The sequence below is a fragment of the Paenibacillus sp. ACRSA genome, from assembly GCF_022346845.1.
In the GTDB taxonomy this organism is placed as follows: Bacteria; Bacillota; Bacilli; order Paenibacillales; family Paenibacillaceae; genus Paenibacillus.
Genome location: NZ_JAKRNP010000003.1, coordinates 343,398 through 362,716, shown reverse-complemented (window position 1 = coordinate 362,716; position 19,319 = coordinate 343,398). Strand labels below are relative to the sequence as shown.

Below are 19,319 nucleotides of genomic sequence, written 5' to 3'. Positions count from 1 at the left end.
AAAAGGCGGGTGAATGAGGATTGAATAGTTACATCGTCAAACGAGTATTGGTACTGTTGCCTGTTCTGTTAGGCATGACGTTAATCGTTTTTTCCATCATCCATGCCATTCCCGGTGACCCGGCGGAAACCATTCTGGGACAAAAGGCAACAGAACAATCCAAACAGGCTCTTCGAGACCAACTTGGCTTGGATAAACCCTGGTTTCAACAATACTTTGCATATCTCGGTGATCTGGTCAAAGGCGACCTAGGAACTTCTATCCGAACGAAGGTTCCGATTGCCCAGGAAATAGGGCCGTATCTGACGGCAACGTTTGAATTAACGATGGCAAGTATGCTGTTCGCCATTATCGTTGGTGTCAATGCGGGGATCGTCAGTGCGTGGAAGCATAACTCCTGGTTTGATTACTGCTGCATGGTCATTGCACTGGTTGGGGTTTCGATGCCAATCTTCTGGCTTGGCTTGATGGAGCAATGGCTGTTCGCCAACAAACTGCAGTGGTTGCCATCCATCGGTAGGATGAACCCGCGCGATCCGATTGAAGCGATCACAGGTCTGTACGTACTGGATACGATGATTGCTGGTCGCTGGGATCAGCTATGGACGGTGACGAAACACTTGCTGTTGCCGAGTATTGCGCTGGGTACGATTCCAATGGCAGTCATTGCACGCATGACCCGTTCCAGTATGCTCGAGGTGATGAGTTCGGATTATATCCGTACTGCAAAAGCTAAGGGATTGGGTCCGTTTTTTGTCGTGTATGGACATGCGCTGAAAAATGCATTCATTCCCGTACTTACCGTAATCGGCATTCAGACGGGATCGCTCCTCGGAGGAGCGGTGCTTACCGAAACCATCTTTGCATGGCCGGGCGTCGGACGCTATATATATGAAGCAATTAGTTCAAGAGATTATCCGGTGATCCAGAGCGGAATCCTGATCGTTGCTTTTTTCTTCGTGGTGATCAACCTGATTGTAGACTTACTCTACGCCGTATTTGATCCAAGAATCAGCTACAAATAATCCAAGAAGGGGATACCGCATGGCCAAATTATCGACGAATACGGGCGCTTCCGTGGATGTTGCAACCAAATCGACTTCAGGCCCATGGCGGGAGGCTTGGAGAACGTTTCGTAAAAATCGGCTAGCGCTTGCCGGGCTGGTCATCATTGTATTTTTTATCCTAATCGCCTTCATTGCACCTTATATTTCACCTTATGACTACAAAGAGCAGGTTCTCACAGATCGCTTGCAAGCTCCATCGGCTGAGCATTGGTTTGGCACGGATGATCTCGGACGGGATGTGTTCTCCCGTGTGCTGCATGGGGCGAGAATTTCGTTATGGGTCGGATTCTTCTCCGTCATCGGTTCGATTATTGCTGGCGCGCTGTTAGGGCTGATTGCAGGATTTTATGGCAAATGGGTGGATATGCTTATCTCACGTCTGTTTGATATCTTGCTTGCTTTTCCAGGCATTCTACTCGCGATTGCAATTGTCGCTATTCTGGGGCCGTCTTTGCAAAATGCCTTGCTCGCCATTGCCATCGTCAACATTCCGACCTATGGCAGACTGGTGCGGTCGAGGGTACTTAGCTTGAGGCAGGAGGAGTTTGTTACGTCGGCACGGACGCTTGGAGCAGGCAATGCACGAATCTTGTTTCGGCATATCTTGCCGAATAGTCTTACGCCTCTGATTGTACAGGGCACGCTGGGTATCGGTACGGCGATTATTGAAGCGGCTGCGCTTGGATTTTTAGGTATGGGTGCACAACCGCCTGATCCAGAATGGGGCAAAATGCTGTCCGATTCCCGCCAATTCATTCAGAAAGCACCTTGGACACTCATTTTCCCTGGTATTTCGATCATGCTTACCGTACTTGGCTTTAACTTGCTAGGGGATGGACTGAGAGACACGCTCGATCCGAAGATGGCGAAAAAGTAAACGTCTTCTATCCATAGCTATATGTCATTTGCCTAATTCAGGGCACTAATTATTCGCGAAAATAGCTTGAATGCTATGTGTCAATGTTTCATCTACTTCAATAGAAGTATAGGTTTGTTGTACCCGTAACCAGTAGAACGCGGATTAATATTTGAATAGACAGCCGACTACATAGTCGGCTGTCTGCTCGTTAAAGTAGAGGGCAGTGTATTTTCAATATGTGGTGTAGAAAATTCTATTATTAGTTATAAAGGACTGCAAAAAATGATTAGCCTTATCGCAAAATGAAATTAGGTATTGTTTTACATACAGCGATAACTCCATTTCACGCCATTCAATTTTCCCGTTGTGTATCTTTTCTAACTCACATGTCACAATCAAACCCACTACCTCGTTCTATATGCAAACGACAGAAGAGGTGGATATTATGAAAACATTAACGTGCGTTGTCATTGGCGCTGGGTATGCGGGAATTCATGCAGTAAAAGAAATCCGTAAACGGTTTAAGGATCAGGTGAATAAGCATCCGCTGCGACTAGTTCTGATTGACAAGAACGCTTTCCATCTGCGTAAAGTGTTAATGTTTAGACCTGCCGTTACAAATGAAGACATACGGATTCCGCTAACTAAGTTGTTTCCGGACGAGGTTGAATTGGTGCAGGCCAGGGTCCACAATATCAATGCGGTAGAGAAAAAGCTGGTATATGTGAATGATGTGGGAGCAGAACATGAGATGAATTACGATATGCTCGTTGTAACCGTGGGCAGTGTGATTCGACAGCCCGATCCGGATCAGGGTGGAATTGCACTCACCTCACTGGAAAGTGCGCAAAAGATACGGAGTGTATGGCTTACTAATCTTCAACAAGCCGCTTCTGAATCTAATGTAAGAGAACGTGAGCGATTGCTGCGCATTGCAATTGTAGGAGCTGGTATAAGTGGCATAGAAACTGCTGCAGAGCTAGCTTATTATGTCCGCAAGGATGGGGAGCGGCTAGGACTTGACCCGCAAGCTATTCAAATTGATCTGTACAATGCACATGAACGCCTTTTTCTCGACGGCCCTGCCAAAGTAGGAATGAAACTAGAACGACTTCTCCAAGACATTGGTATAAACACACTGCATAATAAACGGGTCATCAAGGAAGAAGATGGGGTAATATGGTTGTCAGACGGTGAAAAGCGGAGTGTGGGGCTGTGTGTCTGGACGCTTGGACTACTGCCTAATCCGATGATTCACACGATCGGCTTGCCGATAATATCTGATGGGCATGTGCGTGTTGATGTCAGCTATAGAGTGGCGGATATGCCTGGAGTCTATAGTATTGGTGACTGCGCCAGAATTGTAGACCCGCTTAATGGGCATGTCGATGGCAAGACGTGCAAGGAAGCGATTCCCCAGGCTGCTCGGCTTGCCAAGATTATGCTGGCAGACCTCGAAGGACGCCAAGCACCGGTTCATGAGAGCTACATGAATTTGTTTAGCATCGGACTGGGTCCTGACAAAGGGTTAACCTGGGTAAACAAATGGGGGATTGATTTTGTCATCACAGGTAAACTGAGTTGGAAAATTAAGGAGTACACATGGGATGCAGCAAGTATGTTGACGACATGATCGGATGAATGAGGTGGCTGAGATGGAGGAATTATACGGTCGGTATAAAAAGTTATTGCTTACACTGGCTTACCAGATGACGGGTACGTGGACCGATGCGGAAGATGTCGTGCAGGACGTATTTCTTAAAGTATGCGATGTGAATCCGGCTGGTCTGACCGAGGAACCGAAGGCGTATTTGTGTAAAATGGTCGTTAATCGATGCCGAGATCTGTATAAATCGGCTCGCAGGAGACGAGAACGTTATGTCGGAGAGTGGCTCCCTGAACCCATTCCGACTTCAACGGTAGATCCACTTGATTTTATAATGCGTGATGAATTGCTGTCCTATGCCGTCCTGGTCATGCTAGAGAAGTTGTCTCCGGCAGAACGCGCGGTGTATGTATTGCGTGAGGCTCTTGGTATTGAGTATGGCGGTATAGCCGAAATCATTGGTAAAAGCGAGATCAATTGCCGAAAGATTTTCAGCCGTGCAAAAGGGAAGATGGGGCTGAGCGAAGGGGAACCAGATATTATCAAGACGGATAGAGAAGCGTGGATTCGCCAATTTATAGCCGCGTTTGAGCAGGACGACGCAGAGCGAGTTATTTCCATGTTAGCGAGCGATGTCGTACTCATATCCGATGGGGGAGGGAAAGCGCTCGCTGCCGTTCGGCCGATTGCAGAACGAGATTCTGTTTTCAAATTTCTGTATGGTATTTTCCATAAATCATTTCAACATGAAGATGGACTACGGATAGATGTGAGAGAGATCAACGGCCAGACAGGAGTTGTTATTCGTATGGGAGAGCGTGTCGATACCGTTGCGCTGATTCATATCATAGGACTTTCTATTCGCAACATTTATCTTATTCGAAATCCAGATAAACTTCGATTTTTTCATCATATCTGAGTTTCATCTCATACTTCATGCCGTTTCGAAGCATCGTTCGAGGCGGCTTTTGTATTGCCTACCCTATTACGTTAAAATAAGAAGATGCGCTCGATTTCAAGCGTTGTTCAATCATTTTGTTAAAATATCCGCCATCATGTTGACACCCAATTTTCCCATATGTTATATAAAAGGTAGGGTTTAGCACTCTAACGACCTGAGTGCTAATGCAGGATGCTGTTAAATACACGACTACATATGGAATGATTTTGTTTTAAATATTAAATTGTTGAATTTGAAGAGAACACGAGTGTGGCTGAACAGAAAATATTCGGTACGTCGTAGCGTGTCTTCCTGAATGTTCTGATCTAGAGAAAGCCTCATAATTTCATTGGGTTCTTGGCTAATAGCCTAAGTAGTGGAGGGGGCGGAATCGATTCTGAAGAAGCGATAGCGTTCGCCTTTGTCTCCGTATTTTCACCTATTTAATATAATTCACAAAAATTTGGAGACAACAGCGATCGAAAGAACGATCCGTAACCGGAACGGTCACTGGAGGAGAGCCTTCAACGATAGTGATTTAATGAGTCTTGAATATGAATTAGATTAGTTCAGGTATTAAGCGACAGAAGATTTTCTGTCCATGTGATGCTTGTGTGGAGATTCTAATTTTTACTTTTAATATTTAACTCAATCATTCGATATCCAAATTGAGAGGAGACACCCATTCATGGCTAAGAAAGAATTCCAAGCAGAATCCAAGCGTTTGCTAGATATGATGATCAACTCCATTTACACGCAAAGAGAAATCTTTTTGAGAGAGCTGATCTCTAACTCCAGTGACGCGATTGACAAAATATATTACAAAGCCCTCACCGATGACTCACTTGTATTCAACAAAGAGGACTACTACATTAAACTGACCATCGACAAAGAAAATCGTACACTCACTCTGACCGATACCGGTATTGGTATGACTCAAGAAGAGCTGGAGAACAACCTCGGAGTTATCGCGAAGAGTGGTTCCCTTGCGTTCAAGAAGGAAAATGAAGCAAAAGATGGACATAACATCATCGGACAATTCGGGGTTGGTTTCTACTCCGCATTTATGGTGGCAGACAAGCTGACCGTGACAAGTAAAACGCTGGGCAGTGATGAAGCGTGGAGATGGGAATCCGAAGGTGCGGATGGATATACGATTACACCAGCAGAGAAGGATTCTGTAGGAACTGAGATCGTTCTGACGATCAAGCAAAATACCGAAGAAGATTCATATGACGAGTTCTTGGAAGAGTACCGCCTAAGATCCATCATCAAGAAATACTCTGACTTCATTCGTTACCCAATCAAGATGGATGTGACGGGACAACGTCCTAAGGAAGGTACAGAGAACGAGTTCGAGGAATACCAAGAAGAACAAACCGTTAACAGTATGGTACCGATCTGGCGTAAAAATAAAAGCGAACTGACCGAAGAAGATTACACGAACTTCTATATGGAGAAGCGCTACGGTTTTGACAAACCGCTGAAGCACCTGCACATTAGTGCGGATGGCGCAGTGGTATACAATGCAATCTTGTTTATCCCTGAGAACACGCCGTTTGATTATTACACCAAAGAGTATGAAAAAGGTCTTGAGCTCTACTCCAACGGTGTATTGATCATGGACAAATGTGGCGACCTGCTGCCGGATTACTTCGGTTTTGTTAAAGGTATGGTGGATTCCGAGGATCTATCTCTGAACATCTCTCGTGAGATGCTACAACATGACCGTCAGCTCAGCCTGATTGCAAAAAATATCAAAAACAAAATTAAGAGCCAACTGCAAAGCTTGCTCAAGGACGAGCGTGAAAATTACGAGAAGTTCTACCAAGCATTTGGACGTCAGTTGAAATATGGCGTATATAGCGACTATGGTGTGAACAAAGATACCTTGCAGGATCTGTTGCTGTTCTCTTCTTCCAAAGAGAAGAAGCTGGTTAGCTTGGATGAGTACGTCTCCAGAATGCCGGAAGATCAGAAGTATATCTACTATGCGTCTGGTGAATCGATCGAACGGATTGAAAAATTGCCACAAATCGAGGGTGTACTCGACAAAGGCTACGAAGTGCTCTACTTCACAGACGATATCGACGAATTTGCGATCAAGATGATCACGAACTACAAAGAAAAAGAATTCAAATCCATCTCCAGCGGTGACCTTGGCATCGAGGACAGTGCGGACAAAGAAGAAACAGAAGCGCAGGACAACGATAACAAAGAGTTGTTTGAAGCGATGCAAGCACAGCTCGCAGGCAAAGTAAAAGCGGTTAAAGCTTCGAAACGTCTGAGAAGCCACCCGGTATGTCTTTCCACTGAGGGCGAGCTTACCATTGAGATGGAGAAAATCTTGAAAGCTATGCCTAACAGTGAAAATGTACAAGCAGATAAAGTGCTGGAGATCAACGTGAACCACGATGTTTTCAAATCGTTGAAAGATGCATTTGCACAAGACAAAGAAAAACTGAGCTTGTACACAAGCCTGTTGTATCACCAAGCCTTGCTGATTGAAGGTTTGCCGATTCAAGATCCAGTTGAATTCACAAACGATATCTGCAAAGTGATGGTGTAACTCGACATTTTAACGTGTTTAAAGTGAAAGACAGGACAAACAATGTCCTGTCTTTTTACTATACCGACAAAACATACGTCATGGGGAAGAGCTTGCCAACCAAACGATGTCCAAGTAACTCAACGGATTAGTTAATCTAAATGATAGGTGTATGGACAGAAAGTGAGTTGTCAGTCGTATTAACATGATTAGTTGGTGACTCAATTAATCAAGCAGTCTCATACCAATTTCGATGCAAAGTGGAAAATTGCCTATTCTCTTTTTTTAAAACATACTTGACAGGTAGGGATAAGGGGGTTATATTGGTTTCAATAATACTTCACTACTAATTAAATGAACAGTGAAATAATTTCTGAGCTCATTGGATCACCAAAGGCTCCAGTACATCATCCCCGTGGGGAAGGTGTGCCGGAGCCTTTTTTTTATTGCCTCCACACGAGGAATGAGGCCGAGTTCACAGAAGGGAAGGCTGCCTAATGGATAAAGAAACATGGGAGCAACTAACGATTGTAGATGACCTATACCGCAAAATGGTACGCAGATTTGTGAAAGAACGGGATCGCGTTAGCGTGGAAGGTGTGACGTTACCTGCCATGCTCATTTTACAAAAGATCATTCGCGATGGTGAGCAGCGACTTGGCGATCTGGCAGAACAGATGGATTTTACCTCAGGTGCAATCACTGCACTGAGTGACAAGCTGGAAAGCGCGGGGTATACGGTACGCCGCCGTAAGGAGGATGATCGCCGCACGGTATTGTTGGATATTACCGCCAAAGGGCGGGAGATGGTAGCCCGCAACAACAACATCGGTGATCGATGTATTACGCTTCTGTTTCAAGGGTTCACGGTAGAGGAGCTGGAACAGCAGAGCCGTTTCTATGAACGGATATTTGCCAATCTGGAGGGATTCTCCGAAACATTGCTGGGGCTGGCAGAACAGAATGCGGAGGCTCCATCACCTGTGGATCAGGAACAGAAGCCGGCACGAAACAGTGAGAAAAATTATTTGAGTTATTGAATGAATTGCATAACTCGCTAACTTGAATTTTTGTAACTAGAGATAGGCTATTAATTCTACTTAATACACAAAAGGAGCGGATTACGATGGGACACTCAACTATTTACCCGACAGGGGCAACGGTATTTCAACCAGACAAAGCATGGAGTGGATATACAATCTTTCAGGCAGGGGATGAAGGTGTTGTTCTGATCGACATGAACGGCAGAGAAGTGCGTCTGTGGCAAGGATTGATCGGTTTTCCGGCCAAATTATTCCCGGGTGGCTACGTGCTTGGAAGCACTGGACGCAGAGATCCCAAGTTTGGTATTCAGGATAATCTGGATCTGGTACAGGTGGATTGGGACGGTAACATCGTCTGGAGATACGACGGATATGAACACATTGAAGACCCTGGTTATGAGCCGCTCTGGTATGCAAGACAGCATCATGACTATCAGCGGGAAGGTAATCCGGTGGGGTATTATGCACCAGGTTTGGTACCGAAGATCGGTAGTGGTACCACACTCATTCTGTCTCACAAAAACGTCAATAATCCGAACATATCAGATAAGCCGTTGCTAGATGATACGATCCTCGAAGTGGATTGGCAGGGCAATATCATATGGGAATGGGCGGCAAACGAGCATTTCGAGGAACTAGGCTTCGACGAAGCGGCACGCAATGTGTTATTCCGTGATCCCAACTCTCGATCCTTTGGTCATCTGGGAGGGGGCGTGGGAGACTGGCTGCATATCAACTCGGCTTCGTATGTCGGCCCAAACCGCTTTTATGATGCTGGGGACGAACGTTTCCATCCGGATAATATTATCTGGGATGCACGCGAAGCTAATATTATTGCAATTACTGACAAACGCACAGGTAACATCGTCTGGCAGCTCGGGCCAGATTACTCCCGACCAGAAGTGAAGCATATTGGATGGATTATCGGTCAGCACCATGCCCACATTATCCCGAAAGGGCTGCCGGGTGAAGGTAACCTGCTAGTGTTCGACAACGGCGGATGGGCTGGATATGGTCTGCCGAATCCTGCTTCTCCGATTGGGCTGAAATCAGCGGTACGTGATCATTCCAGGGTACTGGAGATTGATCCGGTCACTTTGGAGATCATCTGGCAGTATACACCAGCAGAAGCAGGCTTTTCGGTACCAACGGATTCATACAAATTCTATAGTCCATATATCAGCTCTGCTCAACGGCTTGCGAACGGTAATACACTTATCACGGAAGGTTCGAACGGACGTCTATTCGAGGTAACGCGTGAGTATGAACTAGTTTGGGAATACATCTCGCCGTATTGGAATGGTCGTAATACCAACATGGTGTATCGTTCTTACCGTGTTCCTTATAGCTGGGTGCCTCAGTTAGACAGACCAGAAGAAACGGCGATTGAGCCGATCAGTGTCGAGGATTTTCGTGTCCCAGGAGCTGCTTCAAAAGGGGCTGAATCGGTCGTGAGTGTTATAGCAACACTGCCATTCGTCGAAGAAGCTGCCTGCGTGACGACCTCACATGATTTGAAGTCCGATAAAGGCGACCATACGAATGAATAGGATAAACATTAATTCTACGCAGGGGTGATTACCGTGAGAAGATCATTGATTCATTCATCCATAATACTTTTGGTTACGACTATGCTTATACTTTCCGGTTGTGCATCGGGAGAAGAGGGCGGGGCGCAGACAGGAAATGCTAGTGCTGAAGGGAAAAAAGTGAAAATCAGGATTGCGGATACGGCAAGTAATCCAACGTTTCGTGTCGGTATCGAGAAAGGATTCTTTGCGGAACAGGGTATTGACGCTGAGAGTATGATTTTCGGTACGCCTGCCGAAGGTGTGAACGCCTTGTTCATTAATCAGATCGATATCGCCTATGGTGCGGACTTCCCTGTATTAAACGCTCTTTCCAAAGGTGACTATTCCGTCATCGCTTCGGCTGGGCAAGCAACGGATTATGCGGCTGAGTCTTGGAAATTGTACGTGAGTAACGACATTCAAGCCGCTGCCGATCTAAAAGGAAAAAAGGTGAGTTTTTTGAGAGGCACCTTCATTCCCTATTTATGGGATGAGTATCTGAAGGACAACGGAGTGGCACTGCAGGATGTAACGCAGGTGGGTCAGGGTTCTTTTGACGAGACATATATCGCACTGAAGCAAGGTGACTTAGATGCTGCCTGGGTTGTTGGCTCGGCATTGACTGACAAATTCGATGCGCTGGACAACGTGCATCAGCTATCGGATATGTCGAAAACCTCAGTGCGACTTGGCATGGGACTTGTTGCGAGTGATGCGTTCATTTCGGAGAATCCTGAAATGATTAGCGGGTTCCTGAAGGCGCTCAATCAAGCTTCAGAGTATGCGCAGGCTCACCCAGAAGAAGTGGCTGACTTGCAGTACAAGTTAACCAAGCAGCCCAAAGAAGCAACCCTGAAGGATATCCCGATCAACCCTTGGGTTGTTGGTTTCACTCAAGCCGCCTTTGATAGCCTTGCCAAGCAAAAGCAATATATGGTCGATAATGGAATCATTCAGCAGGATTTTGATCTTGCAAGTAAATTGAAGTTGGAGCCGTTAAGCAAGGTGCTACCAGATCAGGTCACTTTTGATAAGTAGATATATTAGTACAGAGGAGGGTCTTGCATGTCAACACCTGCAACGATATCGGCTATTGAGATCGAACAGCTTCGTAAAAGCTATAACGATGTGACGGCTGGCGATGTTCATTACATTATCAAAGACGTGAATTTGGTCATCAGGGGAGGAGAATTCTTTGTCCTGCTCGGGCCAAGTGGTTGCGGCAAATCAACGTTGCTTAACATGATAGCGGGTTTTATTTCCAAATCAAGCGGACAATTGAAAGTCAATGCGAGTGAAATCTTGAAACCGGGGAAAGATCGAGCCATGGTGTTTCAACAGGCAGATTCTTCACTGTTTCCATGGTTAACTGTGAGACAGAATGTGGAGTTTGGGTTACGTATGGCACATGTACCTAAGGCTGATCGAAAGGCGATCTCAGATCGGTTTATCGCGATGGTTGGTTTGAATGGTCACGAATCCAAATTCCCGAAGGAACTTTCGGGCGGCATGAAGCAACGTGTTCAGCTCGCGCGGGTGCTTGCCAACGATCCGGCCATCCTGTTAATGGATGAACCATTTGGAGCGCTCGACGCGATGACGCGCAGGACGATGCAGAAGGAATTGGTCAATATCTGGCGTGAGACGAACAAAACGGTTATTTTTGTGACCCATGACATTCAGGAAGCGTTGCTGCTCGGTGAGCGAATTGGCATCATGTCAGTGGGACCGTCCTCCAACATTACGGACATTTATGACGTGAATTTACCCTACCCGCGCAATATCGCCTCCGAGGAACTGGGGGCTCTATACGAGCGGATTGGCAGCCATTTTGAGAAATAGGGGGCGTACGTTATGAAATGGTTGGAACGCAAATGGATTACTGTTCCAATATTATGGTTAGTGGTTATCGGTATTTGGCAGATAGGTGCGTTGATCTACGGATCGGATGTTGTTCCAGGGCCATGGGCGACCTTGCTGGGAGCCAAGGAGTTGATTGCTGATGGCACATTGGTGCAGTATATTGGCATCAGCTTTCAGCGTGTGTTGATTGGATGGGTACTCGGCAGCCTAATTGCTATTCCGATTGGTCTGTTGATCGGTCAGGTACATATCATCCGTGTGTTTGCAGAGCCGTTCCTGAATTTTATCCGCTTTATTCCACCGATCGCGTTCATTACGTTGTTTCTGGTCTGGTTCGGAATCGGAGAACAGTCGAAGATAGCCCTGATTATGTACGCGACCTTTTTTATTGTCATTCTTAATACATTAACTGGTGTGCTTGCAGTGGAAGAAGATAAAATACGTTCAGCCCGCAGTATGGGAGCAAGCGAGTGGCAGATATTGCTGTACGTGGTTGTGCCAGCAACGACGCCGTACATTTTTACCGGAGTAAGGCTGGCTATGGGGACATCTTACATGGCAATCATCGGAGCGGAAATGATAGCTTCCAATGAAGGTGTTGGTTACTTAATCTGGAATTCGCGCTTATTCTTTCGCACAGACTGGATATTTGTCGGCTTAATCTGCCTAGGGTTCATGGGATTTACTACCGACAGAGTGTTCAACTGGTTTGGGCGCAAGGTGTTAGGCAGATACGGTATATCCAATGCACCAGCGTGGAAAAGGTAAACTGGGAAGATCGGTATGAATGAACACATGAGCGATTCGCAAACGTAACATTTTGCGAGGTCGCTTTTTTCATTTCTATGGACTCTTATATGGACTCTATTTGGAGGAGAATGTTCCAGTGTATATGTTGAGAGGTTGCACGAACGATCATTGGTCAGGGTATAATGAGATAAAGAGGACTGACCGTAACAAGTTGATGTGAGAAGATATAACAATGACAGATAGGTTTTGCTTTTCGAAACCGCTGATTATGTGTATAATCACTCAAAATAGAGACAGTCGGCTAGGAGTGATCAAGATGCAATGGAACGATCTGAGAGAACATAGACAATATCCTGAATTGACGAAGATGGATGGGGCTCGCGCAGCCTATGAACGGGATTATTCGAGACTTATCCACTCACCAACCTTCCGTCGGTTGCAAGGCAAATCCCAGGTGTTTGGGGCAGGAACAGGCGACTATTATCGTACTCGTTTAACTCATTCACTAGAGGTAGCGCAGATTGCACGAGAGGCAGCGAGAAGTCTGCTTCGTCGTTTTCCCGAGGTGGATTGGAATCAGGCAGATAATGCTGGACTCATTATCGATTCAGAAGTGGTGGAATGTGCAGCGATTGCGCATGATTTTGGCCATCCACCGTTTGGACATAAAGGGGAAGAAGTATTAGACGGTATTCTGGATAATCTCATCAACACCGAGTTGAAGAAGATTATGAAGAAGAGTCGCAGTGCACAGACACCTAGACCAGAAGCGGAAGTACGTGCTGAACTGAAGCGTAAATATGAACATTTTGAAGGCAATGCGCATAACTTCCGTCTCATCATGTATCTGGAGAAACGGGAGGATATCGACGGACTTAATCTGTCTGATGCAGTACTGCTGGGGATTAATAAATACCCTTATCCGGGGACAGAGAGCAAGAAGGGCATGTACCACCACGAGTGGCAGTATATTCGCGAGATCCGTGATCGTTGGAACATCCCGGCGGGCAAGAAGACGCTTGAAGCGCAGCTGATGGATCTGTGTGACGATATTGCCTATTCAGCGCATGATCTAGAGGATGGTATCAAAGCAGGCAAAATTGAAGTGCATGAGCATTTCCTGCAAGACCCTCATATCAATCGACTTATCGTAGATAAAATTACGACGCTTGAAGATCTGTTCTGGAACGGTTGGACGCGCGAGGCTATTGGGCAAAAGGTGGAAGAGGTACTTGCTTCATTTCTGCGTGTATGGAATGAGAAGATGCCGTTCTGCGAGCATGATTACTCACGGACTCGCCGTGAGGTCAAGGCGTACTGGGTAAGTTTGTTTGTAGGCAGTCTAGGCGTAATTGAGGACGGGAACTGGAAGAAGGTTACGTTTGTTCGAGAAGGTAAGGAAGATCTCGATATGCTGCGCACGGTGAGTGTGCTGAAAAGCTTCGCTTGGGTGACCATGATTCGTGACCTGCGTGTGCAACGGTTGCAAAAGCGTAGTGAATGGATGATTAAACGCCTATGGGACGCATTTCTAGATCCAGAGACATCCAAATCGATTATCCCGTCGGACTGGCTGCAACGGTATGAGAAAGATCAGGCGAAGGCGAATCCGATCTGGACTTGGGAGCATATGGTGATTGATTATATTGCTGGCATGACGGATGCTTTTGCCGAGAAAATCTACAATGAACTATATGGCTTAAAGGTTGGCTCCATTTACGATCTCGACTAGAGCTATGGAGTTGTTTCATAAAAGTATACAAGGACAGGGGGATGAGACGCTTGGATATGAGCACATATCATCCAACCCATCTGGGCGTGCTTGACTTAGTTCCAAGGCTTGGCGGCGTGTCAGCAGAGCGTGCATTGCAACAAGCGGTAACGCTCGCTCAACATGCCGAAGAATGGGGATATTTACGATACTGGACTTCGGAGCATCATGATATGGAAGAACTCGCTTCGGCATCCCCAGAGGTGCTTCTTGCTCATATTGGAGCGAGAACCTCCTCGATTCGACTAGGATCGGGTGCAGTGCTTCTGCCGCATTACAGCGCACTTAAGGTAGCCGAGTCGTTCCGCTTACTTGCATCACTCTATCCTGGGCGGATCGAATTGGGTCTGGGAAGGGCACCTGGTGGTGGGCCTCATGCTACGATGGCGCTGAGCGGTAACTATCTACAGCATGTATCCCAGTTGCCTGATAAGCTGGAAGCTCTCACTGCACTCCTTGAGAATCGGTACACCTATGAGGAGCATGAGGTACAAGCACGACCTATTCCAGAACATCCATTATCGGTATGGATGCTCGGCACGAATGTGAAGAGTGCTGAGTTTGCTGCCCGTTTTGGTATGGGATATGTATTTGGCCAATTCATGAGTGAGGCGGATGGAACGGAGGCTGTGCGGCGATACCGGGAAGGTTTTGTTCCTAGTGCGCATCGAACCGAGCCGGAAGTGATGGTGGCTTTGAGTGTGCTATGTGCGGAGGATGAGGAGCAAGCGCGAAGCTGGAGTCGTCAGATGGAAGAGCGGCGCAGAGCGAGCACGACAGGTGATTCTTCACAGAGTAACGGTGATGAGAGTGCTTCTAATGCAGATGAGGAGCCATCAGATCGGCATATTGCCGGAACCCCCGAGCAGGTGTGGAAGCAGATGCACCAAGTCAGCGCACGGTTGCGTACGAATCAATTGCTAATCGTGACGGCAGGCCCTGATTATGAACGAAGACTTGAATCTTACAAACTTCTCGCCGAATATCCAAAAAAGGTTCAATCTCTAAAATGATAGGAAGAGCTGCAGTTCACGAATGTTGGTGTGCTGCAGTTTTTTTATGATTTTATAGGTAGAAAGGTTTGGAAATTAGGCTTATACTTCATGAAGATGAAAATATGTCACAGATCCTATGCGGCATTCACAAGATTTTACAAAACAAAGTATCTTAATAACAAAAGAATGTTATAATACTTTACGTCTGTTTTGTCACAGATATAATATAGAAAAGGATATTTTGCAAGATGCCAAAAGAAGGTTGATTAGCAGACAAAAGTCCTAAAAATCCACTGTTTTGAACAAGCACTAATAAGCCAAATCCGGCATGAGGGGGAAATCGTATGTTCAGCAGATTCAAGATCAAGAGTATTGGTCTGCGTATCAGCATCGCGTTCTATCTGTTAATCCTCTGTTTAATTCTTCTGAGCGTGACCATCATCACCCGAATGAATTCGATGGAAGCCAACACAAACGAAATAACGGGTAACTGGATGCCCTCCATTCAGCAGATTAATCGAATTAATTATACGACAGAGCATATTTTGTCGCTGAGCTACCGTCATTTCGATGCACAGGCATCAGACAAGACGGGACTGGCGGAAGAGCGTACTCAGTATATTCGTGAAACGGCTCAGGCTATAAAGATATATGATCAGCAGCCAAAGGCTCCAGAGGAGAAAGAACATTGGGATACCTTCAAATCCAAGTGGGAAGCCTATCTCAAAATCAATACCCAATCTATCAAGCTCAGCGATGAAGGGCAAGAGCAGCTCGCGAAGGAAGTATCGGAGAAGGGTGCCGATTCGTTTGATGCTATGCAGGTTGATCTAGATTACCTGGTGGAATACAACCAAAATCAATCCGACTTATCTGCGGCTCAAACGATTCGTTCCGTGCAGGATGGTCGTATGATTATCATTATTGGTGTTCTGATCATGATCGTGATTACAGTGATCACCATTCCGATTATCCGTTCCCAGGTCGTTAAACCGCTGCTTCGCGTGATTAGTGCTGTGAAGTTGATTGCCGAAGGGCAATTGAATGTTCAGGACATACATACGAAACATCAGGATGAAGTCGGCGTTCTGGCTAAGGCAGTCAATGACATGAAAGGTAACCTGACTTCAATGGTGCTGAATGTAAGACGTGTTGCAGAAGCGGTGAACCGTCAGAGCAGTGAACTAGCGATTTCCTCAGAAGAGGTTAAGATCGGTAGTAGTCAAATTGCACTCACCATGGAAGAGTCAGCGAAGGCGGCGGAGAGTCAAGCGGAGACGGCAGTACAGTCTGCGCGTACGGTTGAGGAATTGAATGAGCACATTCAGCAGCATACAGAACAAGGGAAACAGCTACGTATCATGTCGGATCTTGTGTTAGAACAGGGCCTGAATGGTCGCAAGGCGATGGAGCAGTCGGTTCAACAAATGAAGCAAATCGCAAGTTCTGTCTCGATCTCTATGGATAAGATGGAACTGTTGGATCGCAAGAATGAGGATATTACGAAGCTCGTACAAGTGATCCATGATATTGCGCGTCAGACGAACCTGCTTGCATTGAATGCATCAATTGAGGCAGCGCGTGCCGGAGAGAGTGGTAGAGGATTTGCGGTCGTAGCCGCTGAGGTTCGCAAATTATCGGAGGCTGTACAGACGTCGGTAGAAGAGATTACAACGATTACCCAAGATATTCAGCAGGACTCCCAAGGAGTTGTCTCAGAATTGAGGACTGGCGTTCAAGAGACTGAACGTGGACAGGAGCAAGTCCTGCAAACGGGAAGTGTGTTTAAGAATATCAATGAGTCGGTTGAGGGTATGGTTCAGGTGATTGGTACGATGACGGATGGGCTTGAAGGCATGCAGGAAGCAAGTGGACGCATGAATGACTTCAGTCAACAGATCTCGGCTGTATCGGAACAATCTGCGGCGAGTGTCGAGGAAGTATCGGCATCAGCAGAAGAGCAAGTTAGCTCGATGGAAACGATTAGTGGCAGTATTCAGAATCTGAAGGAGTTGTCCGATGACCTGCTTACTTCCATTGAGAAATTAAAAATATAGACCTTTTTCTAGGTATGAATAAGTGGGATTGTTGAACTCGCATTTATAATAGAAGAAACATGAAGGATGGCTACTGTTTTGAACGAATCCAATCGTAAATTTTCCGCAAAAGGAAGTTATCTGTACACCTTTGCTTGCCACGAGAATGAACGTGAGTTATGTATGCTTGAACTGGAAGTTCTACTGCGTCACGCTTCAGAAATTCATTCGATCTCTGGGGCATATGTCAGATCGGAAATCAACATTCCACCTGGAAGAAGTCCCTTTATTCGTGGCAGGTTAGAAGTGAGTGCTGAGGCAGACTCGATTAGTGAGCTATTGCCATTTGCTTCAGAGATCAAGATACTGCCGGAGGAGACGTTCAAGGTCGTTTGTCCGAAAGAAGGAGACGACACACCAGATTACGAATCTGCTCGCAAGCTGGAGAGACAAGTCGGGATGTGCATTCAGGGTAAAGCGCAGATGAAGGAACCGAAAGTGACTTTCGGCCTAATCCATGCTGGTGGAAAATGGATCTTGGGGCGGTGGACAGAAGCAGATCGTTCCTGGCAGAATCGCCGTAACAAACCGCAAAATTATTCAACTGGATTCGGTGTAGCTCTGGCTAGATCGCTTGTAAATATTGCGGTTCCAGAGATTCAGGGTCATCGATTGCTTGATCCATGCTGCGGAATGGGAACAGTTGTTATTGAGGCAATGTCCATGGGGATTGAGGCCAGAGGCAATGATCTGAATCCTCTCGCAGTTCAAGGTGCACGTGTTAATCTTCCCACTTACGGATATGACGCGGCATGTATAACTTTAGGTGACATGAATGATCTGCAAGGTAAGTATGATGCAGCCATTTTGGACATGCCCTATAATCTATGCTCTGTTCTTCCAGATGATGAGCAACGAGCGATGCTCACAAGTTTACGGCGATTGACTGGACGAGCAGTAGTCGTCTCTACCGAATGGGTGGAGAACCACTTATTATCTGCAGGCTGGAAGGTGACAAACTACTGCAAGGTGAGTAAAGGTACGTTTATACGACATATCTGGTTATGCACATAAGCTCGGGTGTAACTGGAAACTATTTCAGTTGCTGATATTAAATTTTTTTAAAGATAATGTAAAATAAAGTAAAATGATAGAAAATGAAAACCTCCAATCCTGGAAAAGTATGTATTCCGGAGTGGAGGTTTTTTGTTATTTGTACAATTATGCATAGGAATGATTGGATGATTTAATACTGATGATCATAATCTACTGGATTACGAGGGAGTGATTTGCCAGCAAGGTAGGCCTCTAAATTTTCTAGGAAAATATCGAGTGCGCGATCCTTATATGCTTCTGTGCTCCCCGCAATATGTGGTGTAATTAATACATTGTCCATTCCCCACAGAGGGTGTTCTGAAGGGAGAGGTTCCTCCTCAAATACATCCAGACCGGCAAAGGCGAGATGTCCGCTATTTAGAGCATCTAGAAGCGCATCGGTTTTCACACTAGGACCTCGTCCCACATTGATGAAGCAGGCACCTGGTTTAAATTGTGCGAAGGCAGTTTCATCATAGACATGTTTGGTCTCGTCCGTCAGCGGCAGGATGTTAATGACATAGTCACCTTGCCCCAGGGCTTTATGTAAACCGGACATGTCATACATACGATCAACATTAGGGACATCTTTACCAGAGCGGCGCACGCCGATCACATTCATGCCAAGCGCTTTGAGGATTCGAGCCGTTTCACTGCCGATTTCTCCTACGCCAGCAATGACAGCTGTTTTTCCGTGTAATTCAGGCAGAGGCTGATCAGGTGCTTTCCACTCATGTTGCTGTTGGTGCAGCATTGCTTGTCTTAACCAGCGGCTGTGAGATAACATCATGCCCAAAATAATTTCCGTAATTGGAATAGAGTGAACTCCATTTGCACTGGTTACTTGAATTTGCTGTTGTTCCAGATCCGAGAATGGCAGGTTATCCACACCAGCAGACCATACCTGAACCCACTTCAAGGAGCCTTGCTTCTTGAGTACATGTTCTTTAATAAGAGGAGACCAGCCTAGAATGATTTCAGCTTCTTGTAGCTCTGTCGGGTCCATGTCGTTGGCTTTGCCAACGTTCAAGGTATAACCAGGTGCAGCGTCCAAAATTCGTTGTTGCTGTTCCTCTGACAGTGCTGGAAAACATACAATTTTACCCATGATATGTAGCCTCCTAAGTTTTATTCACTTGTAATATCAAGTGTAGCAGATTTGAAGTTGATGTGCA

General features: G+C 46.0%; 15 protein-coding genes. 14 read left to right on the top strand and 1 reads right to left on the bottom strand.

What is annotated here, in order from left to right:
* Window positions 1-20 precede the first annotated feature (20 nt).
* From MH215_RS11240 to MH215_RS11175, 14 genes are all read left to right on the top strand, one after another.
* A complete protein-coding gene (locus MH215_RS11240) occupies window positions 21-1,025 on the top strand; it encodes an ABC transporter permease (protein ID WP_239290248.1) in 1,005 nt (334 codons plus the stop codon).
* A gap of 19 nt (window positions 1,026-1,044) precedes the next feature.
* The gene (gene nikC, locus MH215_RS11235) at window positions 1,045-1,944 is read left to right on the top strand and encodes a nickel transporter permease (protein WP_239290246.1); all 900 of its coding nucleotides are present in this window, start codon (window positions 1,045-1,047) and stop codon (window positions 1,942-1,944) included.
* A gap of 427 nt (window positions 1,945-2,371) precedes the next feature.
* Window positions 2,372-3,559, top strand: a complete 1,188-nt coding sequence (locus tag MH215_RS11230; RefSeq protein WP_239290244.1) for an NAD(P)/FAD-dependent oxidoreductase — start codon at window positions 2,372-2,374, stop codon at window positions 3,557-3,559.
* 22 nt (window positions 3,560-3,581) lie between these two features.
* Window positions 3,582-4,451, top strand: coding sequence for an RNA polymerase sigma factor SigJ (sigJ, locus tag MH215_RS11225; RefSeq protein ID WP_239290242.1), 870 nt, complete (start codon window positions 3,582-3,584; stop codon window positions 4,449-4,451).
* Window positions 4,452-5,160: 709 nt separating this feature from the next.
* Window positions 5,161-7,041 carry a molecular chaperone HtpG gene (htpG, locus tag MH215_RS11220; RefSeq protein ID WP_239290240.1) on the top strand — a complete coding sequence of 627 codons (1,881 nt, stop codon included), beginning with the start codon at window positions 5,161-5,163 and terminating at the stop codon, window positions 7,039-7,041.
* Window positions 7,042-7,517: 476 nt separating this feature from the next.
* Window positions 7,518-8,060 carry a MarR family winged helix-turn-helix transcriptional regulator gene (locus MH215_RS11215; protein WP_239290238.1) on the top strand — a complete coding sequence of 181 codons (543 nt, stop codon included), beginning with the start codon at window positions 7,518-7,520 and terminating at the stop codon, window positions 8,058-8,060.
* 86 nt (window positions 8,061-8,146) lie between these two features.
* A complete protein-coding gene (locus MH215_RS11210; protein ID WP_239290237.1) occupies window positions 8,147-9,613 on the top strand; it encodes an aryl-sulfate sulfotransferase in 1,467 nt (488 codons plus the stop codon).
* A gap of 33 nt (window positions 9,614-9,646) precedes the next feature.
* Window positions 9,647-10,672, top strand: coding sequence for an ABC transporter substrate-binding protein (locus MH215_RS11205; protein WP_239290236.1), 1,026 nt, complete (start codon window positions 9,647-9,649; stop codon window positions 10,670-10,672).
* Window positions 10,673-10,699: 27 nt separating this feature from the next.
* Complete coding sequence (locus MH215_RS11200; protein ID WP_239290235.1) at window positions 10,700-11,476, top strand: ABC transporter ATP-binding protein; 777 nt, start codon at window positions 10,700-10,702, stop codon at window positions 11,474-11,476.
* Between the two features lie 12 nt (window positions 11,477-11,488).
* The gene (locus MH215_RS11195; protein ID WP_239290234.1) at window positions 11,489-12,265 is read left to right on the top strand and encodes an ABC transporter permease; all 777 of its coding nucleotides are present in this window, start codon (window positions 11,489-11,491) and stop codon (window positions 12,263-12,265) included.
* Between the two features lie 298 nt (window positions 12,266-12,563).
* Window positions 12,564-13,979: a deoxyguanosinetriphosphate triphosphohydrolase family protein gene (locus MH215_RS11190; protein WP_239290233.1), complete on the top strand. Its 1,416-nt coding sequence runs from the start codon at window positions 12,564-12,566 to the stop codon at window positions 13,977-13,979.
* 41 nt (window positions 13,980-14,020) lie between these two features.
* Window positions 14,021-15,031: an MsnO8 family LLM class oxidoreductase gene (locus MH215_RS11185; protein WP_239290232.1), complete on the top strand. Its 1,011-nt coding sequence runs from the start codon at window positions 14,021-14,023 to the stop codon at window positions 15,029-15,031.
* Window positions 15,032-15,357: 326 nt separating this feature from the next.
* Window positions 15,358-17,070 carry a methyl-accepting chemotaxis protein gene (locus tag MH215_RS11180; protein ID WP_239290230.1) on the top strand — a complete coding sequence of 571 codons (1,713 nt, stop codon included), beginning with the start codon at window positions 15,358-15,360 and terminating at the stop codon, window positions 17,068-17,070.
* A 162-nt stretch (window positions 17,071-17,232) separates the two neighbouring features.
* Window positions 17,233-18,123, top strand: a complete 891-nt coding sequence (locus MH215_RS11175) for a TRM11 family SAM-dependent methyltransferase (RefSeq protein ID WP_481857433.1) — start codon at window positions 17,233-17,235, stop codon at window positions 18,121-18,123.
* Window positions 18,124-18,295: 172 nt separating this feature from the next.
* Here MH215_RS11175 and MH215_RS11170 read toward each other — a convergent pair whose 3' ends face one another.
* On the bottom strand, window positions 18,296-19,252 hold the full coding sequence (locus tag MH215_RS11170; RefSeq protein ID WP_239290228.1) for a D-2-hydroxyacid dehydrogenase: 957 nt from the start codon (window positions 19,250-19,252) through the stop codon (window positions 18,296-18,298).
* Between the last annotated feature and the right edge of the window lie 67 nt (window positions 19,253-19,319).

Bases quoted from the DNA above. Each gene is read 5' to 3' on its own strand.
- htpG (WP_239290240.1), top strand. From the start codon at position 5,161: ATGGCTAAGAAAGAATTCCAAGCAGAATCCAAGCGTTTGCTAGATATG.
- MH215_RS11210 (WP_239290237.1), top strand. From the start codon at position 8,147: ATGGGACACTCAACTATTTACCCGACAGGGGCAACGGTATTTCAACCA.
- sigJ (WP_239290242.1), top strand. From the start codon at position 3,582: ATGGAGGAATTATACGGTCGGTATAAAAAGTTATTGCTTACACTGGCT.
- MH215_RS11190 (WP_239290233.1), top strand. From the start codon at position 12,564: ATGCAATGGAACGATCTGAGAGAACATAGACAATATCCTGAATTGACG.
- nikC (WP_239290246.1), top strand. From the start codon at position 1,045: ATGGCCAAATTATCGACGAATACGGGCGCTTCCGTGGATGTTGCAACC.
- MH215_RS11170 (WP_239290228.1), bottom strand. From the start codon at position 19,252: ATGGGTAAAATTGTATGTTTTCCAGCACTGTCAGAGGAACAGCAACAA.
- MH215_RS11230 (WP_239290244.1), top strand. From the start codon at position 2,372: ATGAAAACATTAACGTGCGTTGTCATTGGCGCTGGGTATGCGGGAATT.
- MH215_RS11175 (WP_481857433.1), top strand. From the start codon at position 17,233: ATGCTTGAACTGGAAGTTCTACTGCGTCACGCTTCAGAAATTCATTCG.
- MH215_RS11215 (WP_239290238.1), top strand. From the start codon at position 7,518: ATGGATAAAGAAACATGGGAGCAACTAACGATTGTAGATGACCTATAC.
- MH215_RS11195 (WP_239290234.1), top strand. From the start codon at position 11,489: ATGAAATGGTTGGAACGCAAATGGATTACTGTTCCAATATTATGGTTA.
- MH215_RS11180 (WP_239290230.1), top strand. From the start codon at position 15,358: ATGTTCAGCAGATTCAAGATCAAGAGTATTGGTCTGCGTATCAGCATC.
- MH215_RS11200 (WP_239290235.1), top strand. From the start codon at position 10,700: ATGTCAACACCTGCAACGATATCGGCTATTGAGATCGAACAGCTTCGT.
- MH215_RS11185 (WP_239290232.1), top strand. From the start codon at position 14,021: ATGAGACGCTTGGATATGAGCACATATCATCCAACCCATCTGGGCGTG.